Source organism: Faecalibacterium sp. I2-3-92, from assembly GCF_023347315.1.
In the GTDB taxonomy this organism is placed as follows: Bacteria; Bacillota; Clostridia; order Oscillospirales; family Ruminococcaceae; genus Faecalibacterium; species Faecalibacterium duncaniae.
The window spans coordinates 2742906-2765590 of the sequence record NZ_CP094470.1 but is presented as its reverse complement, the minus strand read 5'-3'; the positions used below and the strand labels follow the sequence as shown (position 1 = coordinate 2765590).

The following is a 22685-nucleotide window of genomic DNA, read 5'->3' as shown; positions in this document are numbered from 1 at the left end:
AATTCTAAAGAATTTTCAAAAAAGGATGGATAGTTTATGATTGAATTTAATGGGAATATTGGAGTAGAGTTTAGAAAATTGGCTCAAAATAAAAATTCCGAAGTCATGATATATGGATTAGATAGAAATTATTCATATAGTGATGTAGATGTTTACTCGGATGCAATCGCGAAAAAAATAGTTAATAAATGCAAAAAAAGACATATTCGAGTAGGACTATACTTGAATCATTCACCTTTAGTAATCATTTCGATTATAGCTGTATTAAAGGCTGGTTGTAGCTATGTTCCCATATCAAAGAAGCTAATGCCCAATAATAAGAAAATCATAGTTGAAGAAGCAAACGTAGAATTGATTATTACAGATGAACCTTGGAAATACACACCCACCGACTCTTTGGACGTTGAGCAGTGCATGTCTTATACCAGCAGTTCAAAAATAGAGTATAGAACATATGATAACACATCGGAAGTTTATGTTCTTTTTACATCTGGAAGCACGGGAAAACCAAAAGGCTGTTCTGTAAACTATGGAAATCTAGTATACATTTTGTCGGGTTTACAAAAAATATGTCCAGTTTCTGATACATCGGTATATATGTTTTCTACACCATATAATTTTGATGTTTCAACAAGTGAAATATATGGATGGATAAATGGAGGAAAAATACTTGCAATAGATCTTACACTAGTAGAAAATTTGAAAAATTTCCCACAGTATGTACGTATGTATCACGTGTCTCATTATGCAACCTCTCCATCTGTATTCTTAAATATGCTAAACAATTATAGTAATCAGGAGCTAGAATCAATAGCCTCAGAATTAAAATATGTAATGATTGCAGGTGAATCATTTAAGAGAAAAATTTACGAGATATGGAGAGAGAGACAGTGGGATTTCGGATTATTCAATCTATATGGGCCTACAGAAGCTACCGTTTATGCAACATATTATCGATTTGAAAAAAATCCAGAATTACAGGAAATTCCGATTGGAACTTGCATTGAGGGCTGCAAGTATGAAATTATAAATAAGGACAAAGATGGTAAAGGCGAACTGGTATTAAAGGGAAACGGAATTACAGATGGATATGTAAATAATGCCGAAGAATGCAAGAAAAGATTTTATAAAGAAAAAAGCACAAATTGCTATTGTACAGGAGATATAGTAGCAATGCACAATGGCATGTTGTATTTTTATGGGCGAAATGATGACCAAGTTCAAATACATGGAATACGATTAGAATTGAACGAAATTGAAAACACATTACGAGATATTGAAGGAGTAATGGACGTTGCTGTTGTGTACAATGAAAACCTGTTGGTTGGAAATTTCGTGGTAAAAAAAGGAGTAACAAAAGTTGAGTTGCTCAAGTACATGAATGAGAATATTCCTAAATATATGATTCCAAATTATTTTGAATTTGTTGATGAATTGGCAAGAACCATAAACAACAAAATTGATCGCAACATTATATGGAGGCGATATAAAGAAAAGCAGAATATTGAAGCAAATAAAAACGAACAAAATGAAAATAAGGCCGTTCAAGACAAAATCATCTCGATTATGAAAGAGGCCTTAGGAAACAACGAAATCAATATAGGCTATAATTCCGATTTTTTTGAATCAGGTGGAGATTCTTTATCCGTGGTGAACCTACTTGTTGGAATTGAGCGGGAATTCGATATAGAATGCAATATTGATATGATTTATACTGCTAGAACTCCTTATAAACTATCCGAATATGTGCTCAAATCAAATGAAAATTTAGCGACGCACAAACAGAACAATTCGATGGAGATTCAGTTTGTGCTGAATGAAGTACAGCGGTGCAACCAGAAAGTCTTCGATTTTCTAATTAATACCAACTCTTCTCCGGAAAGAGAATATCCCTGTTGCCATAACCAGTATATAATCTACAACAATAAAATCAATCGATGCATAGCTTTCTCTTATTCTGTTTCAAAGCAATACAAAAGAGAAGATTTGAATTCAAAAATCGTAAAACTGCTCATTCAAAATCCTATTTTGCGTTCTAAAATTTTAAAACGCAATGAAAAATTATTTTTTACAGAATATGCGGTTTCTGATAAGCTTGAAATTCCATATCTGAATTTGCAAAGTTGGAATTGTAAATTTGATGTAGTTGAGGATTATTTTTTAGAAGGATTTGAAAAATTAATTACAAATTTACGATATCAAAATGGCTTTTTGGCTTTGTTTGTTCTTTTAGAGGATGTTGAAAACTATCATATCGTATCCGTTTTAGATCATTGTATAGCTGATGCATCTAGTGTTTCAATTATAAAAAAGAAAATATCCGGTCTGCTCAATAATAAAAATGATAACACCAAGTATACATACTTTGATTATTGTACTTTTCTGAAAAAGAATAATTCTTTTTTGAAAATACTAAAATCTGATTATTTACAGGAAAGAATGGAATGCATGGTATGTAATGTTGATGACTTTATCAGCAATATACAAGATTTCAATACGACAATAGTTGTAAATCATGTCGAGGCATATTCAAGCATTGAAATTAGCATATTGATTTCTTATCTTATCGGCAGAATGGTACTTCAATGTACAAGCTTAAAAGCAGTTTCAATTAAAACTATATTGAACTTAAGGGAGTATGATGGATTTTCGTTTAAAGATACACTGGGGGATATGCATAGCAATGTTTCTTTTTTACTACACAGAGAAATGAATTTTGAAAGTTTCAGAAAAAAAGCATATGATACCATAAAAATATATACTATCGACTTCATCAATTTTTCTTATGTGCATTTATACCAAGACGAACCTCGTTATGGAGAAGTTAAAGAGATTCTAGATAGGAGTGGACTTTTTTCTATTAATTACTTAGGAGATATTATGGGAAAGAAAAAGGAACTTTTCGATAACGAAATAAGAAAAGCTCAAAAAGAATTATATGATATAGAAAAAAAGATTTTTGCAACAGCCTATCGAGACAATGACAAAGTGTATATTTTAGTAAATAAAAATATTTCAAGATTAACTAATGAGGTATCTTCTTCGGAAATAGAGAACATGTGATAAGTTTGAATCGATTGAAGAGAATGCGATTGAAAATATTATAATCGCTTTGCTGTAAAGTAGGTCGCATGATTATTTGTTGGCTCTTTAAAACACTTGTGTCTATAATACGGATGATGAGCAGCCGGCACTTTTTGAATTATTCCTTGTACTTGAGAGCAGATAAATAAAAAGATTGTACATTTAGGAGGCTAGTGTTATACTGAAGCTATCAAAATATCGGAGGCTATTCTATGTCCAGACCTAAGGGAAGCAAAAACAAAGCTAAAACCGCAACAACGACTACCGATTTCTCTGCACAGATTGCTGAGAAGCAGTCTGCAAAGGAAGCCGTCACTGCTGAAATCGCATCCATTACCACTAATATCGATGCACTGAAAGCTGATCTGAAAGCCAAGAAGGTAGAGTTGAAGTCCATCGACAAGGAAATTGTCAAGATTGAAGCCAAAAAGATTAAGGCTGAAACCAAAGCTGCGGAATTCGCTAAAAAAGCTGAAGCAGAAGATATCCTGAAAAAATTGCTGGCTAGTGGCATGAGCGCAGACGAGATTCTTGCGAAATTGAAGTGACTTGAAAATTTCAGACGCAGGAGTTGACAGGAGCAGCTACTCTGCAAGCAGGGCAAGTTGGTACCAACTTGCAATTTTTGAATCGGATTATTCAAATCCAAATTCAAAATGCTTGTTGGGCTGTGCCCAAACCCCTTTCGATCTGCATCGTGCCGATGCAGGCTGCGCGTTTGTTCCAAACACTTCTATAACAAAAAAGACAGCCTAGGACTCTCCCATAAGGAAGAAACCTAGGCTGTCATCATTTATCTGGACTGTGTTTTCTCGGTGGTGTTCTTTTCTTCGGCAAAGAACAGTTCTACGTTGCGCTGCGCACGAAGAAGTTCCTGCATCTCGTCTTTCGCTTTGCGGTAGTCCGGGTAAGCTGCTTTCTTTTCTGTCAGCAGCTTGGAATATTCTGCATCCAGTTCCTTGACCTTGGGGAGCTTTTTCAGCTTGGCATCATCGAAAGCCGCCTTTGCTGCCTTGTGCAGTGTGATCTCTGCGCGATGGTTTTCCAGAAATCGCTTGCTGTATCCGGCCTTGCGGTAGGCATCATATACCGGGCGCGTTTTCGCATAGTTGACGATGTGCGTCCGCAAAACGGAAATCTCAGCCATGCGTGCTTCCTTCGCCTTGATGGAATCGCCCAGCTCGTGATAGCGGGCGGTGGCAGCGTCCACGCGCTCCTGCATTTCCTCGATGCTGCCGATTTTCTTTTCCTGTAAGAAAATCAGCGTTTTGGACATTTCTTTCAGATTGTATTTTTTTGCCCATCGCGCATAGCCGCTACCCTTACCCTCGGCCAGCTTTGCCTGCACATCCACCAGAAGATTGAACGGTTTCTCTTTGGGCGATTGCTTCTGGCGTGGACGATGTTCGGCTTCTCCAGCAATCACCGCTTTCAGTTCCTCTTCGCTGTATCTCGCGCCGAGTGTCCTAAAACGAATAAATCGTTTCTGCCGTGCGCCCTTGACGGAGGTGTATTTTCCTCGCTTGACTTCATAACCCTGCTGCTCCAGCTTTTGCAGAAAATCTTCGTAGCCTTCGGGCTTTTCGGCCAAGATGGTGTCAATCACGCTGCATAGACGGTCACGATTGCTTTCTCTGGGTGGGTAGAGTGTGCGCTTTTTCCGCTCCCGGTAGGGCTTTTTCTCAATGACAGAAAGTTGATGCTCTAAGCAAATTAAATCGCTCAGCCGCTGTACGGCCAGCCCGGACAATAAGAAATCCCGGAATTTCCGGGTGCTGTCCAGTGCAGTGGAGTTGTAGATAATGTGATTGTGAATATGCTCCCGGTCCGTGTGAGTAGCAACAATAAAAGCGTACTTGCCCTTGGTAAACCGCATCGCCAGTTCATAGCCCACCTTGTTGGCTTCCTCGGCGGTGATCTCACCGGGTTTGAAAGACTGTCGAATCTGATAAGCGATCACATCATTTTTCTGTCTGCGCCCAGTGGAAAGTTCATACTGTCGCTTGGAAAGCATAAATTCTTCGTCTGCGGTCAAGGGGCTGCACTGATAGCTGCTGACCAACTCTCCCTTCTTCGTTTTGTCAGGATTCTGTGCATAATCCGTGCGGCTTTTTAAGCAGGCCGCAACCGACTTGCCTTTGTTTTTATGCAGCGCAATCAAGCGTGTTGCAGCCATAGCACCCCTCCTTTTTTGAAAAACGAGTTGGAATCCCCCTCAAAATTTGGTAGACTGATAAAGATAAAAACATCTGCGAAAGGAACAGTGTCATATGAAGAAGCACGGACACTATTGTAAGGTCTGCGGTGAATATAAGGCGAATGAAAAGTTTTCGGGCAAAGGCTATGCAGCGCACATCTGCAAGAAGTGTGCGGCACTGCCGCCCGATGTGCGTTCTGCGCAGATGATTGAAAATAAGCTGCTTTCTCTTCCGTGGAGACTTTCAAAAGAGCAAATCAAGTGGCTGAACAATAAAACTCACGACAAGCGGCCAGAGATTCGGGAATTAGCGCAGGAACAACTCAATATGCGTTTTCACCCAGAGCGTCTTGCACCGGATGATTCCGATGAATTTGAAGATTTACTGCTCAATGAGGATGATGACGAAGACGAGTGGTGATCCTCGTGCAAATAAAATTTATGTAACCCGCAGAATTTGACTGCGGGCAAAGTTACAGTTCGGTCAGTTTCGCAAGGATTTGCTTGCTGATTTCTACCAGCTCATCCAGCCGGGAGCGCAAGTCCTCCATGTCAGCGGCATAGACCTGACCGCTCTCGTTGGCAGCTTTGGTATACTGGTTGAGATTGTTGCTGCACATTTGCAGGAGATAGGCCATCCGGCGCAGTTCCTGCAAGTCCAGATGCAAACAATAACCGTCCAGAGCCATCTTGCGCAGATAGGAACCTATGCTCAAAATGCCGCTGCATTCCATCTTGCTCCAGATACGTTCCAGTTCCTGCTTGCTGACGCGAAAGTGCAGCTGCTGGTCGCGGCGGTTATTCATCGGGCATCACCATCCTTGTCGAGATAGCTTTTGAACGGCTTGATGGGTTCTACCTTATCAGCTTTTTCTTCCAGAGCCGCCAGCACCGAGGAACGGCGAGGTTCCTGCTCCTTTTCTCCCTCATCCTGTTCCGGCTCGTGGCTTTTTTCATCCATATCCAACTGTGCGTTCAGCTCTGCAAGGCGAGCCGACTTTTCGGCCAGTTCTTCTTCCTGCGGGAACGGCTTTTCTACTTCAATCTGTGCCGCCGCCTGTTGCTGTTTTAGGGTGGCCAGTTCATTTTCGGCAGAAGTGATGCGTTCCGGGAAATTGTTCAGGGAGTTGTCCAGACGGATGATGCAGCCAAGTGGGTCTTTGCCCAGTGCTACCGGGTATTTCCGCTGGCCTTTCAAAAGAGCCTGATATTCGCTGTGGTAGGTGTCGAAGCGCAGGGACAGTTCAAAACCGCGATAACTGCCGATTACTTTTTCCTCGCTATTGGGCAGTTCGGAGCAAGCGAGAAGAAGCCGTTCGCCAGCAGTCTTTTTCTCATCGTAGGCCACGCCCTTGATGGTGATGCCGCAGAAGCCCTCTTTTTCCTGCGGATGGGCGGCGGCAAGTTCGGCATCCGATTTAACGCCGGCAATATAGGCGTTCGTTTCCTGAATATCTGCCGGGAACTTGGTGAGCAGCTTGTCTTGCAGACGGAATTTCTGGCTCTGGTGGTCGGCTTTCAGCACCTTGAGCTTTGCAACCTGCACATCCAAATCCATCTTCTCCTTAATGAGCGGATTTCCAGCGCACAATGCCTTGATCTCTGCATAGGATAACGCCTGCTCATCCACATCATCGCAGGAACGCACCGGGGATTTGGAAGTCATAATTTGCGAGATAAATCGCTGTTTATTCTCAAGGGTCTGAAAGAGGTAGCTGTCAAATGTCCCCTCTGTGACGTAGTTGAACACCTTGACTTCCTTGTTCATGTTTCCCTGCCGAATGATGCGGCCATTGCGCTGGGTCATGTCGCTTGGCTTCCATCCAACATCCAAGTGATGCACTGCCACAAGCCGCGATTGCACGTTCGTCCCGGCTCCCATTTTTGCAGTGCTGCCGAGCAGAATCCGCACATCGCCGGAGCGCACTTTGGAGAACAATGCGGCCTTTTTGGCTTCGGTGTCGGCGTTGTGGATGAACTCAATTTCGTTTTCCGGCACCCCGGCGGCGACCAATTTCTTGCGAACATCATCGTAGACATTGAAGTTGCCATCATTTTTCGGTGTCGAAAGGTCGCAGAACAAAAGCTGTGTCAACTTTTGCTCCTTGCCATCTTCCCAGATTTGTAGCACATTCCGAACACAAGTGTTCAGTTTGCTGTTGGGGTCATCCGGCAGAATGGGGTTCATCAGGCGGACATCCAGACCGATCTTTCGGCCATCGTTGGTGACGCACAGCATATTGTCCTCGGACGCATCCACTGCGCCGGAGTGGATTTTTGCAGCACGTTTGCTCAGTTCCTGCACCATTTCTTTCTGAATCTCGGACGGTTTCGCCACCACAGTTTCAAACTTTGCATCCGGCACAGGCAGATGAAGTTGGTCGGAGGTCTTGATGTCAGCAACTTCTTTGAACATCGACATCAGTTCCGGGAGATTGAAAAACTTTGCAAAACGCGTTCTCGCCCGATAGCCCGTACCCTCCGGGGCGAGTTCGATGGCGGTGGTGGTTTCGCCAAAGGTCGATGCCCAGCAGTCGAAATGCGTCAACCCTTTCTGCTGGAGTGTGCCGTATTGCAGATAGCGCATGACCGTATACAGTTCCGACATGGAGTTGCTCACGGGAGTTCCCGTTGCAAATACCACGCCGCGCCCGCCTGTGATCTCGTCCAGATAGCGGCACTTGCCGAACATATCGCTCGATTTCTGGGCTTCCGATGTGGACAAACCAGCGACATTGCGCATTTTTGTGGTCAAAAAGAATGTGCAGCACCCCTGCGGCTGCGAAGCAGTCCGCAGAGTAGTCTGCTTTGTTGTGATAGGTAACTTTTTGAAGTAATCTCCAAGTTTTCCCCCACCTCACGCCGGGCGTGCACCTTTCAGCGCACCCGGCGTACCATCAAATCGATTTACTTTCTTCCTTCAGATTTCAACACTGCTGTGTTCTCACGGACACAGAGTGGTTGTAAATTTCACAGTTTAAGTTTTTCGCGGTATTTCATGATTTTGCCTACCGTCTTTGCATCAAGCTCAGGCGGTATTGGACTGTTGTGAACCATGCGGTGGCATGGTTCACACAGCCAAACCAGATTCGGTACTTTATTGATTCTATCAAGTGGAAGCTTGTTTTTAACGTGGTGACAATGCTTTTGAAGCATGGGTGAGAAGGCATTTCCACAGCATTTACATTTTCCTTTGTCCCTGCTGTAAGCATACTCCCGGTTCATATAATACTCAAAATTCATCCTTCCCTTTGCGTATGCTGACATTGCAATATCGTTCGGGGAATTAACGGATGGACGGTCACATGGCAGTGACTTGTGCTTAGCACGATAGTTCACATACCGTCTGCGCCCTTCCACTGTATACGGTGTCATTTTCTGGTCAAATGGCTTGGATTCATAGTGACTATGCGTGATGAACGCATAAGTTATACCAAACCAATTTCCTTCGACCCATACAGCAAATGTCTTGCTGTCGTAGCCTTTGTGTCGGTCAGGAAGATTGCAGAGCACCTTCAGCGGCACCTGCATGGAGTTGTACCGTTTGGGGTACAGCTTTTTCCATACAGCCAGTGCAGCGTTATTTACTCTGCGGTCTATCGCATGGTAGGCATGAGCACAGATAGATGTCTGCAAGTACTGTGCCATACCCATAATGACAGAGTTAACGTACTGAATTTGCGCAGCCTGCACATTGACTTTTTGACAAAGTTCTATGCGGTGCACTTCTTCGAGCAGTTTCTTAATCTTCTTTCCTAGCCGCTCCATATCCGGCAGCGGCTTTCCAACCAAATGGTTTGTCCATGTTGCCGGGTCAGGAGTTTTCCGTTTTCGTTCGGCCTTTACCACAAAGCCAAGAAAGTGTATACCGTTTGTCCGCAGGTCTGTTACATAGGTCTTTTCCTGCGACAGTTCAAGTTTCATTCTGTTCCGAAAATATTTTGTCAAGACACGTTTCAAACGGAGTGCTTCCTTCTCCGTTGATGTCAGAATCACCCAATCATCGGCGTAGCGATAATTGTACTTTGGTGTTACGCCAGCCCATTTTAGTCGTCTCGTATCGTTGCCTTTGTGCTTGCACTGTCTGTGCGGTTCCATATACATACGACCAACATACCAATCAAAATCATTCAGATAGACATTGGATAAAAGCGGTGAAAGGATTCCACCCTGCGGTGTACCAAGCTCTGTTGCATGAAATAGGTCATTTTCCATATATCCAGCTTTTAGCATCTGACTGATGATTTTCAGCACACGCTTGTCATGGATACCGATTCTCCAGAGCTTTTGGAGCAGCAGGCGGTGATTGATATTGTCGAAGCATCCCTTGATGTCGCCCTCAATTGCCCACACGGGTTGGTCAGGCGATTTGCATCCAGCATTTATGACATTGATGATACCCCGGATTGCATGTTTCTGTGCCCGATAGGGGCGAAAGCCGTAGCTTTGCGGATAAAATCTCGCTTCACAGATCGGCTCGATAATGATACGCACGCACTCCTGTATGATCCTGTCCAATACAGTGGGGATACCCAGCGGTCTTTTCTTTCCGTTACTCTTTTCAATATATTCACGGCGGGCTGGCTTGGGTCGGTAGTTGCGAAAACACGATTGAATCAATAAAATAAGCTCATCTTTTGGCATTTGAAGGTATTTGTCCATTTTTATCTTATCCACGCCAGCAGTTTTGCTACCTTTGTTGGACTTGATATTGTGGACGGCGGTTACAATGGTCACTTCATTTACCATCGCTTCCACCAGACCGGTGAACGATACTCCTTGACCGGACTTCTCATAGAGAAAATCCTGAATCTTTTTAAGTTCCGTTTCCGTTGAAAATCTGACGTTCAAATGCACAAGGTTTTCACCTCGCAGTTCGTCACCCATCTTTCAGGGAGTTATAGGATTTTCATTTTGTGAAATTTACAAATCGATTTGACTCGTATCCTTCGCCATGGAATATTTCAATTCCGTTTGACTGGCATTACCCAGCCCAGACTACTATGATACGGCTGACTTCCTGTTGCTTTCACTGCGCTGTAACGCTCCAACAACAGGCTCTCAAACGTTCCTTAATCTCTATCCTTGTTCTGAAACCCTTAGGCCGCTACCTTACACCGGGAAAATCTAACCATGCTTTGAACCACAGTTGCTGCATGATTCCTGATGGGGATTTCATCCCACAGGGCGTGTGCAGAAAAACCAGCCACACACACTTTTTCCAAGGGTCACCCTTTCGGATGTCGTTCGCTCTTACGATGCTGCATAGCTTTCCCTAACGGATAGCCATAGGTTTCGGAAGCCCGCACCATTATTATCCATGCCTCTTTGCAGAGGTTTAGGTTTTCAGGTTACGCCTTCACCACGCTCTGTACAATGCACACTTACAGGTGGCAACGCACAGTGGAGTATTAGCTCTCGTACTGTCTTGAATTTTGACCTATTCTCTGGAATTCTGTTCCTCGACATTGGTTCTGTACGGCAGAGGAATTTCACCTCTGATTTCGAGATTAAAGTTCTCTGTGATATTTTCTTATTGCTAAGTGCAATCACATGGTGCTTTTCGTCCTTGCTGTCAACAAGGGCTTATGCACAACGTTTCGCACGGTTCTTATAAAAATGCGATTCGTCTACAAAAAGTCGGTCAACGCCCAACTGCTCAAAGGTGATAACATCGTCCTTTCTCGCATCGGAGCGCAGCTTTTCCAGTTTTGTTTCCAGCGTCTTACGGGTCTTTTCCATCTGCTTGATGCTGAAATTCTCGCCTGCATTGGCTTTCAGTTCTTCGATGGCGGCAAGCGTTTCATCGATCTGTTCCTGAATAATGCGTTCCTGCCGCTCATAGGAAAGCGGAATCCGCTCAAACTGGCTGTGACCGATAATGACCGCATCATAATCCCCGGTTGCAATCCGGGCGCAGAACTTTTTGCGGTTGGCCGTTTCAAAATCCTTTTTCCGCGCTACCAGCAGCTTTGCATTGGGGTATAGGTGCAGGAACTCCGAAGCCCACTGCTCCGTCAAGTGATTGGGAACGACAAATAGGCTTTTCTGACACAAGCCAAGGCGTTTTGCTTCCATTGCGGATGCCGCCATTTCAAAAGTTTTTCCTGCTCCTACCTCGTGTGCCAACAGCGTATTACCGCCATAAAGCACATGAGCAATGGCATTGCGCTGATGTTCCCGGAGGGTGATTTCCGGGTTCATACCGACAAGGTGGATGTGGGAACCATCGTATTCTCGTGGCCTGCTGCTGTTGAACAGTTCATTATACTGTTTCACCAGTGCAATGCGCCGCTGGGGGTCTTTCCAGATCCAGTTGGCAAAGGCATCCTTGATGACCTGCTGCTTCTGCTGTGCCAGCATGGTGTCCGTTTTGTTCAGGATGCGCTTCAGCTTGCCTTCTTCATCTTCGATAGCGTCATAGATGCGCACATCTTTCAGGTTGAGCGTGTCTTCCAGAATCTTGTAGGCGTTGGCGCGGGAGGTGCCGTAGGTTTCGGAGGAGATGATGTCACCTCTGCCCATGGCCGACTTGCCCTCAATGCGCCATTCTGCGGTATAGGGAGAATATCTCACTTTGACTGCATGGCGCAGATAGTAGGGAATCTGGAATGTTTCTGCCATAAACTTTTGGATAATTTCTGGAGCAAGCCATGTTGCGCCCAGCCGCACATCAATTTCAGATGCTTCAAGATCTTTCGGCTGTGCTTTTTCCAGTGCAGTGACGTTAACTGCAAACTCCGGGTTAGTTTCGGCGGCAAGCTGAGCCATGCGCAGCTTTGCCCGAACATTGCCGGACAGGTATTCGTCTGCCATTCGCCAACCTGCTTCCGGGTCGGTAGGGTCTGCGCCGGGGTCTTTGAAAATCACGCCGGACAGTTCGCTGGTGATGCGCTCATAGTCACCGGGAGTGCCGAGCAGTTCTGCCATATAGGGCAAGTCCACCCGGCCACGCTCTCCGATGGACACCGCAAGGGCTTCCGTAGGAGTGTCTACATTGGTGACAGTACATTCCGGGCGGATGGTGCGTTTGGTGAACATCGCCGCCTTGCTCTTGAGCTGCCCCTGCTCGTCCAAATTTTCCAGAGAACACAGCAGATAGTAAGAAGAATCCTGCTCAAATAATCTGCCGTTTTTGCGGTCATTCAACAAGCCATATTTGGCGGAAAAAGCATCGTAGGCAGTGTTCAGCTTTTCCTGCGTTGCTTTAATGTCGGCATCCGGGTAGTCGTTCAGCTGCTGGTCGATCAACTCATTGACGATTTGCCGCAGCTCCACCATCCCGGTCACACGGCCTTTGGCGGTGTCGGACAGCTCCACCTGTGTCATGACGGAATTTTCCCGATAATACACCTCACCATCAACCACCGTGTAAGAGAAATTCTTCACATCTGGGTCAGCCGGGAGAATGTGCCGCTCATTTTCAGCATCCGCAATATCTGGTGTTTCGACCTCGACTTCCGTGAACTGCCCCTCAATATGCTGGATGGCTTCTGCAAGCTGGTCCACCAGCACTGCGCCCTTGATGGGACGCACAGTGCATTCCTCCCGGCCATACTGGGTGCTTTCGGAAGTCAGTTCACCCAACACCATCTCTGGATGGTCTACAAAATAGCTGTTGATGGCAAAGCCATCTTCCGTTTTGCCAAGCTGCACCCAGTCCGGCTCATGGTCGATAGGGCGGTCACGTTTTTGGAGGAAAATAATGTCGCTGACGACTTCTGTTCCTGCGTTTGCTTTGAACGCAGTGTTCGGCAGACGGATAGCACCCAGCAGATCAGCACGTTCGGCAATGTGCTTGCGGGCAGAAGAATCTTTGCTGTCCAGCGTGTAGCGACTGGTGACGAATGCCACGATGCCGCCCGGACGCACTTGGTCGATGGCCTTGGCGAAGAAATAGTTGTGGATGCTGAAACCTAATTTGTTGTACGCCTTGTCGTTTACCCGGTACTGGCCAAAAGGAACATTGCCCACTGCAAGGTCATAGAAGTCGCGGCGGTCAGTGGTTTCAAATCCGGCAACTTTAATGTTGGCATCCGGGTAGAGCTTTTGGGCGATACGGCCTGTGACACTGTCCAACTCCACACCGTATAGGCGGCTGTCCTGCATGGTGTCCGGCAGCATACCAAAAAAGTTGCCGATGCCCATGCTCGGCTCCAGAATGTTGCCGTTGCGGAACCCCATTTTCTCGACTGCATCATAGATGGCGCGGATAACGGTAGGGCTGGTGTAGTGGGCGTTCAGAACGGAACTACGGGCAGCAGCATATTCGTCCTCGGAAAGCAGACCTTTCAATTCGGAATATTCTTTTGCCCAGTTGCCCTTGTCTGGGTCAAAGGCATCCGGCAGACCGCCCCAGCCGACATACTGCGAAAGAACCTGCTGTTCCTCGGCGGTGGCTCCACGATGCTCCTGCTCCAACTGGAACAGGGTGCGGATGGCTTCAACGTTCCGGGCATATTTTTGTTTTGCGCCGCCCTCGCCCAGATGATCGTCCGTGATGTGGAAGTTTCCGGCAGCTTCCGGCACAGGTTCGGCGTTCAGAGCTTTGTCTGCGGCAGCGGCATCCGGGAAAGTCTGCCATTCGCCGTTAACTTCCACAGAGGTGGGCAGCTTATCCAGTTCTTCATCGGAAAGTTCCGGCTCATCCTGCCGCAGTCCATCCTCGAACTGCTGCTTGTTCAGTACCTCATTGCTCCACGAATAGCCCTGTGCACTGGTGTCGATGCGCACATCGGTTTCGCCTACATAGCCAATAGTTCCCTCGATGGTTCGGGTTGGAAGGTCTACAACAACGGAATCACCGACATTGTAATCGGGAGTTTTTTCTGGAGCAGTATCAAGGGCTTCATCCTGCTGTTCGTACAGTTCCCGGACAACAGTCAGCGGCTCTTCCCGGAAAATCGGCATCCGGGCATCGGCCAGAGCCATATCCTGCAAGGAAACTTTGTCCTTGTCAAAATCCACGCTATCGACCCGAAATTTCCGGCCATCCATATTGATAACGGAGCCGATGGGCAGATAGTCCTCTTTGCGCAAGTGCTTGGTCTGGTGGTGAGTGCCATCCTCGTTTAACCCGGCAAGGTACACATCATTGCCCGCAGACCACAATTCTTTTGCTCTTTTTGCCCATAAGCTAGGGAGAAAGCCCGTGATTTGAACTTCGCCCAGTGCAGTGTTTCTCATGAACAAAGCACTGTTGATGATTTTTGCGACCTTGGCGGCATCTTCGCCATAGAACATAAAATTGCCGCCAGCTTCAAAACCAATGAAAGTGTCCGGGTACTGCTCTTTTAATGCAGTGTATTCGGCAGCACTGGTGTCGTTCAGTTCAAGGGGAAAGTCGATGATTCTTTTTTCTTTGTCGGACAGATAGCGGTCAGACTGAATCATCAGGTCGATATACTTTTCGACCTGATTCCAGCGAAGAAGAATTTTCTGGTGGTCTGGATAGTGTTCAAACGTCAAGCCCTTGCTGTCATGGTCAAGCCAGCCGCGACTTCCATCCAGATAGGTGTGCGAGGAGCCACCGGGTCCGTTTGGAGCATATTCTTTGGCAAGAGCTTTTGCCCGGAGGTTTCGGTCAGGCTGCAACTGATAAATTTTCCATATCCGAAGTTTGCTGTTTTCAAAGTTGGAGCCTCTCCGCAGAGCATTTTCAATGTCGGCCTGTGACAAAGAGAAAGCGGAGGGCGATTTTTCGCTCTCCGCTTGGTCGATGGATTCAATTTGTTTCGCTTCGGTAGGAATGTGGGTGTCGAAGAAACTTAGCTGTAAATCAGCTCGTTCATCACCAGTTCCTCGGCCTGTGCGTTCAGGCTGTTCATGTGCTGCACCCACTCCATCTGATGCTGCTCTTTGTTCGGAGCCGGATTCTGCTCCAGCAGCTTCTGCATGGTCTGCTGTATCCGGCTCTCCGCGCTCTGCTCCACTTCCAACAGGTGCGGATGCAGAGTTCCCGACAGGAGCATCGAATTGTACAGTACCGGGCGATGCTTCATCAGGTAAGTCCGGCGCAGTCGCCCGTACTTGCCCAATGCTTTCTCCTGCTGGGGCAGGGTCAGGTTCGGAAGCAGATAATCTCCGACTTTCGAGTAGGTCACGTTCCTGCTGTTCATATTCATATTGGCTCCTTTCTACGTTACGGCGGCGAATGGTCGTCTTTACAGTTCTTTCGATGCTGCGCAGCAGCTCACGGCTGCACTCGCTGACTGCGGTGCCCAGTGCATACACAGCGGCAGGAGTGGAAAAGGAGAAGATCGTCTGAAAATCGTCCCGGTCAAAATGACCTTCCGGCTCAAAGCCGCAGCGTTCGAGAACAGCATAGGTGATGCTGATTGCGGCGGCAGATTTGAACTGGAACTCCTGTCCGGCTTCATCATAATCCATCAGGAACGAACCGTCAACGATGTCGAGAATGTCACCGCTGTTGTTGTCCCAGTAGGAATCCACCAGCTTGCCAGCAAGGTCGGAAATCTGCTGGCTGAATCGCTCGTGGGAAACACCGTACTCTCTGGCAAGCATTTCTGACACAGGCTGCACCAGATCGGGGCCGAGCTGCCACACCTCCGGGTCGCGCGAATTGCGGCGTACCCCGGTGTCGCTCACATCAAAAACGTAGTGCAAACGCGGTACACTACTGGACTGGTCCAACAGGGCGATACCCTTGGAGCCGCGCCGGACGTAGCGGTTCATGCGGTTGCTCCAAATATCGAAGCTGGCACAGGCGGTGGCGTCAGGCCGCTGGGCGTAAATCATGAGCTGGTCTGCAAAATTATACTTGTACAGCCGGGATGCAGTGGTCAGATAGTCCGTCCAGTTTTCCCAATACCGGGTCAATTCCTTTGCCGTCTGCTGGGCAAGGTTCAGGTATTCTTGTGTTTTATTTGGCATTGCGTTCCTCCCTTCATATTTCGTGGTGAACAAAAAAGCGAGCGGCCTTTTCAGGTCACTCGCTTATAGAATCTACCGTATTTTATTCATGTTTTGCTGCGAATTTTTCTGCCATCTCCAGCAGACGGTCGAAGGTCTGATTTTCTTCTGGCTGTTCAATCAGCTTTGCAAGCAATGCGCGGAACACATCGGTGCTGTCCTGTCCCAGTGCTGCCGCAACTTTGTCGATGCAGTCATGCAGCTTCTTGACATCATCATCGGACGGCTTGGACTTTGCCAGTAAATCCGAAAGATAGCTGATGAATGGATAGGTAGAATCGTCATTGAGGATTTCGTTGGTTTCTTTCTCAATCTTCTGATTTTCTTCAGGGGAAATCTCGCCCTTTTCGTTCAGAATCTCACGAGAAGATGTGCGGCCTTTCAGGAAGGTAGAAAAGAGCAGGCGGTCAAGGGGAGAGCGTTTTGCAGTGTCCATTGGCTATCCTCGCTTCCATTTTATTTCCATACGGTGTAAAAGTGCTTTTAGTATAGCATGAATCCGATAGTTCTATCAAGACCGCATTGTTAAAGGTTTGTAATTTGCTTTATGTATGCCGCCCACAGGCGGCGAAAATTCAGTCGATTGGAAACTCGATTTCAGAAAAATCGGCATCCGTCATGAGTTTTAGCTTTTCGATAACAGTTTCTGACAGTTCCCGCAGGGCGGTTTCATCCGGCATCAGGTAGCATTGCATGAGCCGCAACTCCTGCATCAACCCCAGCCGTGTGCCGGGGTTATATAGCACCATCAGCATCAGTTCTTCGCTATTAAAGTTCATGAACATCCCTCGCTTTCCTACACCCGGCAGGACTGCACTCCGGGGTATCGCATTTTTCTTTTGCGCCAGCCAACGCCGCCAGCTTTTCCAGCGTAGAGTGTCGCTGGTTCAGTCCCAGTTCTTCGGCTTCTGCGGTCTTTTCCATGACCACATCGTAGTCCTGCAACAGCCGCCGCCCTTTTTCCATGTGGCGTGCTTCCAAAATCTGCTCTCGAACTTCCTGAATCGTCAGTTCCGGGGCATCGACCTGACCGCCATCCAGCACAGAATAATCGCTGTGGTAGATAGTGTAGTCCCAGCCCTCATCGGTGGACTGGATTGCGATATACCCCTTTCCGCCCAGTTCCCATGCCCCGGCATCATCCTGCGTCTGAATTTCCGGGTAATAATCGGCTCCATTGCGTTCCATCACCTCGGCAAACTGGCAGATGTGGAACACATTGCCCAGACCGCCCATATCAAAATGGTAATCGTCCAGATATTCCAGCCGTGACGTGAAACTGCGGCCATCCGGGTAGTCCACCTGAATTACGCCGCCATCGGGAATACGGTGGAGATCATCGTAATAGCTGTTAATGAGCCGAATATCCGGCGGTATCGTTTCAGGCTCCCAGATACGCCGCCTGCCGATGCCAGCCTGCGGGATGGTTTCAAGGATTTTCACGCTTTCCAGTTGAATGGCCTTGCGGTCATCATCCGAAAGTTCAAACAGATACCAGTTCCGGGCAGCGGCAATAGCGTTTCTGCCATCGGGCGGCAGATTCTTCTCGGAGATCTGCCCGCTTTCCAACGGTTCGCCCGTCACCTTATTATAAGTGGCAAAGCCAACGCCCATATCGTTTTCCCGGAGGTGCAGATAGCGTTCATTGTTGATGAGGTAGACTGCTTCTTTGTTCTGCTCCATCAGCGGCCACCCTCAAATTCCAGCGAAAACTTGCTGCGGCCATCGGCTTCAGTAGCCAGCAGGACAGTTGCGTTGTAGGTCTTGCCCTTGGCACTCTTGCAGTCCTTCAGCCGGACACGGCCATCCCGCAGCAGCTTGTCGGCCACATGAGCATCCATGCGCTTGCCCAGACGCTTGAAGAAAGAGTTGTCTTTCCACAGGACGAAGCGGCAGGGATTGGATTCACAGAACCAGCCCTTTTCACGCTCGACCACATTCGCACCACAGTTCGGACAGACACCAATTACTTTATTTTTCATAAGCGCACTCGCTCCTTTCACAGCCTCGGTGGTGTTTACCAGCGAGGAGATCATATCTTTGATTTCAGTCATAAATGTTTCCGGCTCCATCTCGCCGTGCTCCACACGTAGCAGTTTTGTTTCCCAGTCAGCGGTCATATCTGCGGACTGGATTTCTTCGGGCATCACGGTGATAAGGGCTTTGCCCTTGTCGGTGGGCAGAAGAAACTTTGTCTTTTTGTCACCCTTGCGTTCCAGAAATCCTTTTGCCACCAGCTTTTCGATGGTAGCGGCTCTGGTGGCCGGAGTACCGATGCCCTGACGCTCTGCATCCTCCGGCATACTGTCCGCGCTGGCGGTTTCCATAGAGTGCAGGAGGGTATCTTCCGTGAAATGCTTCGGCGGCGAAGTCTGCCCCTCTTTCAATTCGGCGTTGAGAATGCCGCACTCACTTTCTTCCACTGGCGGCAGAGCGGCAAACTCCTTTTTACGGTTCAGAATGTCGGCCAACACCTTGCGCTCGATGGCTTTCCAGCCCTCGTCCAGAATTTCCTTACCCTTGGCGGTAAATTCTTCGCCTGCACATTCGGTGGTGAGCAGGGTTTCCAGATAGCGGAATGGCTTGCTGACCGCCATCAAAGTTCTGGCAATAATCAGTTTCAGGATGTTCTGTTCACCCTTGGGCAGTGCGTCCAAATCTGCTTGCAACATACTATGGGTAGGCAGGATAGCATGGTGGTCGGTGACTTTCTCCCGGTTGACGGTGCGCCGTGTCCGGGGAACTGCATCGTCCACATCTTCGGGAACAATGCCGAGAAAGCGTTCCAGTTCCTCGGCCAGTTCTTCCAGCATATCCTCATCATCGTCCGTGATATAGCAGCTATCAGTTCTGGGATAAGTGGTAAGTTTCTTCTCATACAGGCTCTGCACATAGTCCAGCGTCTGCTGTGCGCTGTACCCCAGCAGACGGTTGGCGTCTCGCTGAAGGGTTGTCAGGTCGTACAGCGGCGGTGGATTCTCGGATTTTTCCTTGCGGGTAATGCGCTGGATCGTTGCCACCATCTCCTTTCGGCAGGCTTCCAGCAGGGTTTCAGCAATGGTTTTTTCAGGAATACGGCGGCTGGATGCCGTGCAGCCGCTGGTCAGTTCCAAATCTACCGTGTAGAATTTCTCTGGCGTAAAGGCAGCAATGGCAGCTTCCCGCACCACCGTCATGGCAAGCACCGGGGTCATAACACGCCCCACCGCCAAGGGCTGGTTGTACAAGCATGAAAAAAGCCGGGACGCATTGATGCCGACCATCCAGTCGGCGCGTTCCCGGCAGAGTGCTGCATTGTACAGCGCATCGTATTCAGTTGACGGTTTCAGGTGGTCGAATCCTTCCCGGATGGCGTTTTCCTCCATGCTGGACAGCCACAGGCGGGAAAAGGGCTTTTTGCACCCGGCTTGCTGGTAGACCAGTCGGAAGATCAGTTCGCCCTCCCGTCCGGAATCACAACTGTTCACCACGGTATCAACGTCTGCCCGGTGCATGAGTTTTTTCAGAACAGAAAATTGCTTTTTGGTGCTGGCAGACACAAGGTACTGCCACTTCTGCGGCAGGATGGGCAAGTCCGTGATGCTCCACTCCACATACTGCTCCCCATAGGCACTGGGCGGCGCAAGTTCCACCAGATGCCCCACGCACCAGCTTACGATATAGCCGCTGCCCTCAAGGTAGCCATCCTGCCGCCCATGCACTCCTAAAACCTTGGCGTAAGACATGGCAACGGACGGTTTTTCGGTCACAATCAATTTTGCGATAAAAATCCCTCGTATTATAAAAGAGTAGTATTTATAGACCGCTCTCCAGCGGAATGCTACAATAGTTTCAGGGTGCTGTGGATTGGTGAAAAATCCCTACCGTAAAGACGGTTTATTGGAGGCTCCAACCACAGCTTCTTTGTTGAAATGTTAATCAGTTAGATACCGCCAGACGGTTTATTTAGAACGAGGTTACAAGAGCAAAGAAGTCTGTGGTCCTGAACAGCATCGAAATAAATACGCCGGAGGTATCAAAATGGTTTGTGTTGGAATTGATGTTGCCAAGGATAAGCATGACTGCTGTATTCTTGATTCAGACGGAATGGTTCGTGCTGACTGCTTTACCATCCCCAACAACATGGATGGATTTAAGCAGCTGCTTCAAACGATTCGAAACTGTACCAAAAAGTCAGACAAAATAAAAGTAGGACTTGAGGCTACCGGACATTACAGCTACAACATTCTTGGATTTCTTCTTGACAATGACCTGGCCGTCTATGTCATGAATCCTTTGCACACCAACCTGTACCGAAAAAGTCTCAGCCTTCGCAAAACCAAAACCGATCGTGTGGATGCAAGAACGATTGCAACTATGCTATTGTCCGATGTAGACCTCAAGTCCTACACGGATACAGCATACCACAACGAAGAGTTAAAGTCACTAACAAGATACCGATTCGATAAGGTTCGTGAAAGAGCCAAGCTGAAGCAGTCAGTGTCCAGACTGGTCACGATCCTGTTCCCGGAATTGGAAAAGCTCGTTCCCTCTCTCCACAGTGTTTCGGTCTATGCTCTTTTCAGCGAATATCCCGGTGCAAAGCAAATTTCAGAAGCCCATCTTACCAAGCTGACAAACCTTCTTTCAATAGCGTCCAAGGGGCACTACGGAAAAGAAAAGGCCATCCAGATTCGAGAGGCAGCCAAATCGTCTATTGGATCTGTCATGCCTGCCAAATCTTTGGAATTGAAGCACACTATTAAACTCATTAAGGAACTCACCTCCGAGATCGACGAAATTGAAGATTCGATTCAGCAAATCATGGATGAATTGCATCCACCGATTCTTTCTATTCCCGGTGTTGGTATCCAGTCAGCAGCCATGATCCTTGCTGAAATCGGTGATTTTTCCAACTTTGAATCTCCTGACAAAATCCTTGCTTACGCTGGTTGCTCTCCATCTACATACCAGTCAGGAAAACTTACAAACTGTTACGCTCATATGGAAAAACGTGGTTCACGTTATTTGCGATATGCCCTTTACAACGCAACCAAGTACGTTTGTCATTGGAATCCTGTCTTTGCCAAATACCTTGCCAAAAAACGTGCTGAAGGTAAGCACTATAATGTTGCCCTGTCTCATGCCACAAAGAAACTCGTGCGGCTGATCTACGCTTTGCAGAAGTCTGGAAAAGCATATCTTACAGCTGCCTAATTTTCTCCAGAGCCTGAGCCAAATCCAAGAACAACTTAGCTGGCGCAGCGAACCCTTGACAAACCGAAGCATTCAAATGCTATTCTGTTTCTGCGAGGGTTGGCCGGGCTTGCTTTGCTATTCTCTCCGTCGCCCTCGCTGCTCTGATTTCAGCATTTGAATGCTGTTTGTCAGGGGCAGCGAATCGTTGACGGATTTTTTCATTTTTGGGCTTGACTTTTAATAGTTAGTCTCCAATCTGTTTTGGATTACGGTATGTAGGCGGCAAATGCCGCCTTAAAGTCAGATGGGTGTTACGTCCTGTTCCTCGGAAGTGTCCTCATCGGAATCATCTTCCGGGGGAATCTCAAAATTGCCGTTGTCCTCGGTGTAGTCTGCATCCGGGTCAAGGGCTTCTTTTTCCGCCTGCTTTTTCTGCTTCTGCTTGGTGAAAACATAGAAACCGCCGCCAGCCGCCAGTGCGATCAGCGCAACGACACCGAGAAAACCAGCCGCATACTTTGTGACTTTATTTTCCTTCGGCTGTTCTGTGCCAGATGCTGCCGCTTCTTCTGCAGCTTTCTTTGCATCCTCCTCTGCCTGTTTACGCTCCTGCTCTGCTTTGGCCGCAGCTTCTTTTTCGGCGGTATAGGCATCGGCGGCATCTTCATCCATCAAGGCCAGAAGGTCAGTTTCATCCACCAGATTCATGAAATGCACAGTCTGCTGCCCCTTTGCATTGCGGTCGATCACCAGATAGAAGGTGGCACCTGACTTCGATACCATCGTGATGAACTGCTGGCCGCTGCCATCGGAGTAGTTGGTGTAGTAGTCGTCCACCAGCGTCAGATTTCCCTCCGGGGTCAGTGCGCCGGATTCCTCATCCGTAATGGTGACGGTATCTTCTTCCTCCACGATTTCCGGCAGGACAGGCTGCTCCACCGGGGTGGAATCGCCCTCATAGGCAAAAGCAGGAGCCGCCATGCCGATGCACAGCACCGCCGACAGCAGCAGTGCGCCAAATCTCTTAATCTTCATCCGAATCATCCTCCTTTGCAAACACAGCACCGACTGCGGCCAGTGCAGCCGGGTTCGGGGTGGTAGTGGCAGACTGCCGCAGCAGTGCGGCAAGCTGTTCCGGGCTGACCTTTGCACTGCGCACCATCTCATTCACCTCGGCGGCCTCGGCCTCCTGAATCCGCCGCTCCAGAATCTCGATGCGGTTGTTCAGCTTGATGCGACGCTCTTTCTCTTTTTCGAGCATCGCGCGCAGTTTTTCCAGTTTTTCAATCATAGT

General features: G+C 47.7%; 14 protein-coding genes and 1 pseudogene. 4 read left to right on the top strand and 11 right to left on the bottom strand.

All coding sequences use genetic code 11. The features are described 5' to 3' along the window. Nucleotides 1-36 precede the first annotated feature (36 nt). Nucleotides 37-3063, top strand: a complete 3027-nt coding sequence (locus tag MTP42_RS13600) for a non-ribosomal peptide synthetase (protein WP_249257559.1) — start codon at nucleotides 37-39, stop codon at nucleotides 3061-3063. Between the two features lie 233 nt (nucleotides 3064-3296). Next, on the top strand, nucleotides 3297-3632 hold the full coding sequence (locus tag MTP42_RS13595; RefSeq protein WP_249257558.1) for a hypothetical protein: 336 nt from the start codon (nucleotides 3297-3299) through the stop codon (nucleotides 3630-3632). Between the two features lie 245 nt (nucleotides 3633-3877). Here MTP42_RS13595 and MTP42_RS13590 read toward each other — a convergent pair whose 3' ends face one another. Continuing rightward, nucleotides 3878-5260, bottom strand: a complete 1383-nt coding sequence (locus MTP42_RS13590) for a relaxase/mobilization nuclease domain-containing protein (protein ID WP_154277712.1) — start codon at nucleotides 5258-5260, stop codon at nucleotides 3878-3880. Nucleotides 5261-5354: 94 nt separating this feature from the next. Between MTP42_RS13590 and MTP42_RS13585 the strand changes: the two genes are divergently transcribed. Next, nucleotides 5355-5702: a hypothetical protein gene (locus tag MTP42_RS13585; protein WP_154277711.1), complete on the top strand. Its 348-nt coding sequence runs from the start codon at nucleotides 5355-5357 to the stop codon at nucleotides 5700-5702. 52 nt (nucleotides 5703-5754) lie between these two features. On the opposite strand, the gene MTP42_RS13580 is transcribed toward MTP42_RS13585, so the two are convergent. The 8 genes and pseudogenes from MTP42_RS13580 to MTP42_RS13535 form a co-directional block, all read right to left on the bottom strand. After that, a complete protein-coding gene (locus MTP42_RS13580; protein ID WP_154277710.1) occupies nucleotides 5755-6087 on the bottom strand; it encodes a plasmid mobilization protein in 333 nt (110 codons plus the stop codon). Next, entirely contained in the window at nucleotides 6084-8006 is a 1923-nt protein-coding gene (locus tag MTP42_RS13575; protein ID WP_249257557.1) for a helicase-related protein, read from the bottom strand. Before MTP42_RS13575 ends, MTP42_RS13580 begins: the two co-directional genes overlap by 4 nt. A 245-nt stretch (nucleotides 8007-8251) precedes the next feature. Beyond that, on the bottom strand, nucleotides 8252-10168 hold the full coding sequence (gene ltrA, locus MTP42_RS13570; RefSeq protein WP_249257556.1) for a group II intron reverse transcriptase/maturase: 1917 nt from the start codon (nucleotides 10166-10168) through the stop codon (nucleotides 8252-8254). Between the two features lie 720 nt (nucleotides 10169-10888). Beyond that, nucleotides 10889-16174, bottom strand: a pseudogene (locus MTP42_RS13565) (DEAD/DEAH box helicase family protein); the annotation flags it as partial. 82 nt (nucleotides 16175-16256) lie between these two features. Further along, nucleotides 16257-16649 carry a hypothetical protein gene (locus MTP42_RS13550; RefSeq protein WP_249257554.1) on the bottom strand — a complete coding sequence of 131 codons (393 nt, stop codon included), beginning with the start codon at nucleotides 16647-16649 and terminating at the stop codon, nucleotides 16257-16259. A gap of 139 nt (nucleotides 16650-16788) precedes the next feature. Continuing rightward, complete coding sequence (locus MTP42_RS13545) at nucleotides 16789-16992, bottom strand: transposon-transfer assisting family protein (protein ID WP_249257553.1); 204 nt, start codon at nucleotides 16990-16992, stop codon at nucleotides 16789-16791. Continuing rightward, complete coding sequence (locus MTP42_RS13540) at nucleotides 16982-17896, bottom strand: LPD16 domain-containing protein (RefSeq protein WP_249257552.1); 915 nt, start codon at nucleotides 17894-17896, stop codon at nucleotides 16982-16984. Before MTP42_RS13540 ends, MTP42_RS13545 begins: the two co-directional genes overlap by 11 nt. Continuing rightward, nucleotides 17896-19938 carry a DNA topoisomerase 3 gene (locus MTP42_RS13535; protein ID WP_249257551.1) on the bottom strand — a complete coding sequence of 681 codons (2043 nt, stop codon included), beginning with the start codon at nucleotides 19936-19938 and terminating at the stop codon, nucleotides 17896-17898. The genes MTP42_RS13540 and MTP42_RS13535 overlap by 1 nt, the downstream gene beginning before the upstream one ends. Before the next feature lie 295 nt (nucleotides 19939-20233). Between MTP42_RS13535 and MTP42_RS13530 the strand changes: the two genes are divergently transcribed. Next, entirely contained in the window at nucleotides 20234-21409 is a 1176-nt protein-coding gene (locus tag MTP42_RS13530) for an IS110 family transposase (RefSeq protein ID WP_156075454.1), read from the top strand. A gap of 282 nt (nucleotides 21410-21691) precedes the next feature. Here MTP42_RS13530 and MTP42_RS13525 read toward each other — a convergent pair whose 3' ends face one another. Both MTP42_RS13525 and MTP42_RS13520 read right to left on the bottom strand, forming a co-directional pair. Beyond that, complete coding sequence (locus MTP42_RS13525; RefSeq protein WP_249257550.1) at nucleotides 21692-22426, bottom strand: DUF4366 domain-containing protein; 735 nt, start codon at nucleotides 22424-22426, stop codon at nucleotides 21692-21694. Then, complete coding sequence (locus tag MTP42_RS13520) at nucleotides 22416-22682, bottom strand: DUF4315 family protein (protein WP_249257549.1); 267 nt, start codon at nucleotides 22680-22682, stop codon at nucleotides 22416-22418. Before MTP42_RS13520 ends, MTP42_RS13525 begins: the two co-directional genes overlap by 11 nt. Nucleotides 22683-22685: the final 3 nt, after the last annotated feature.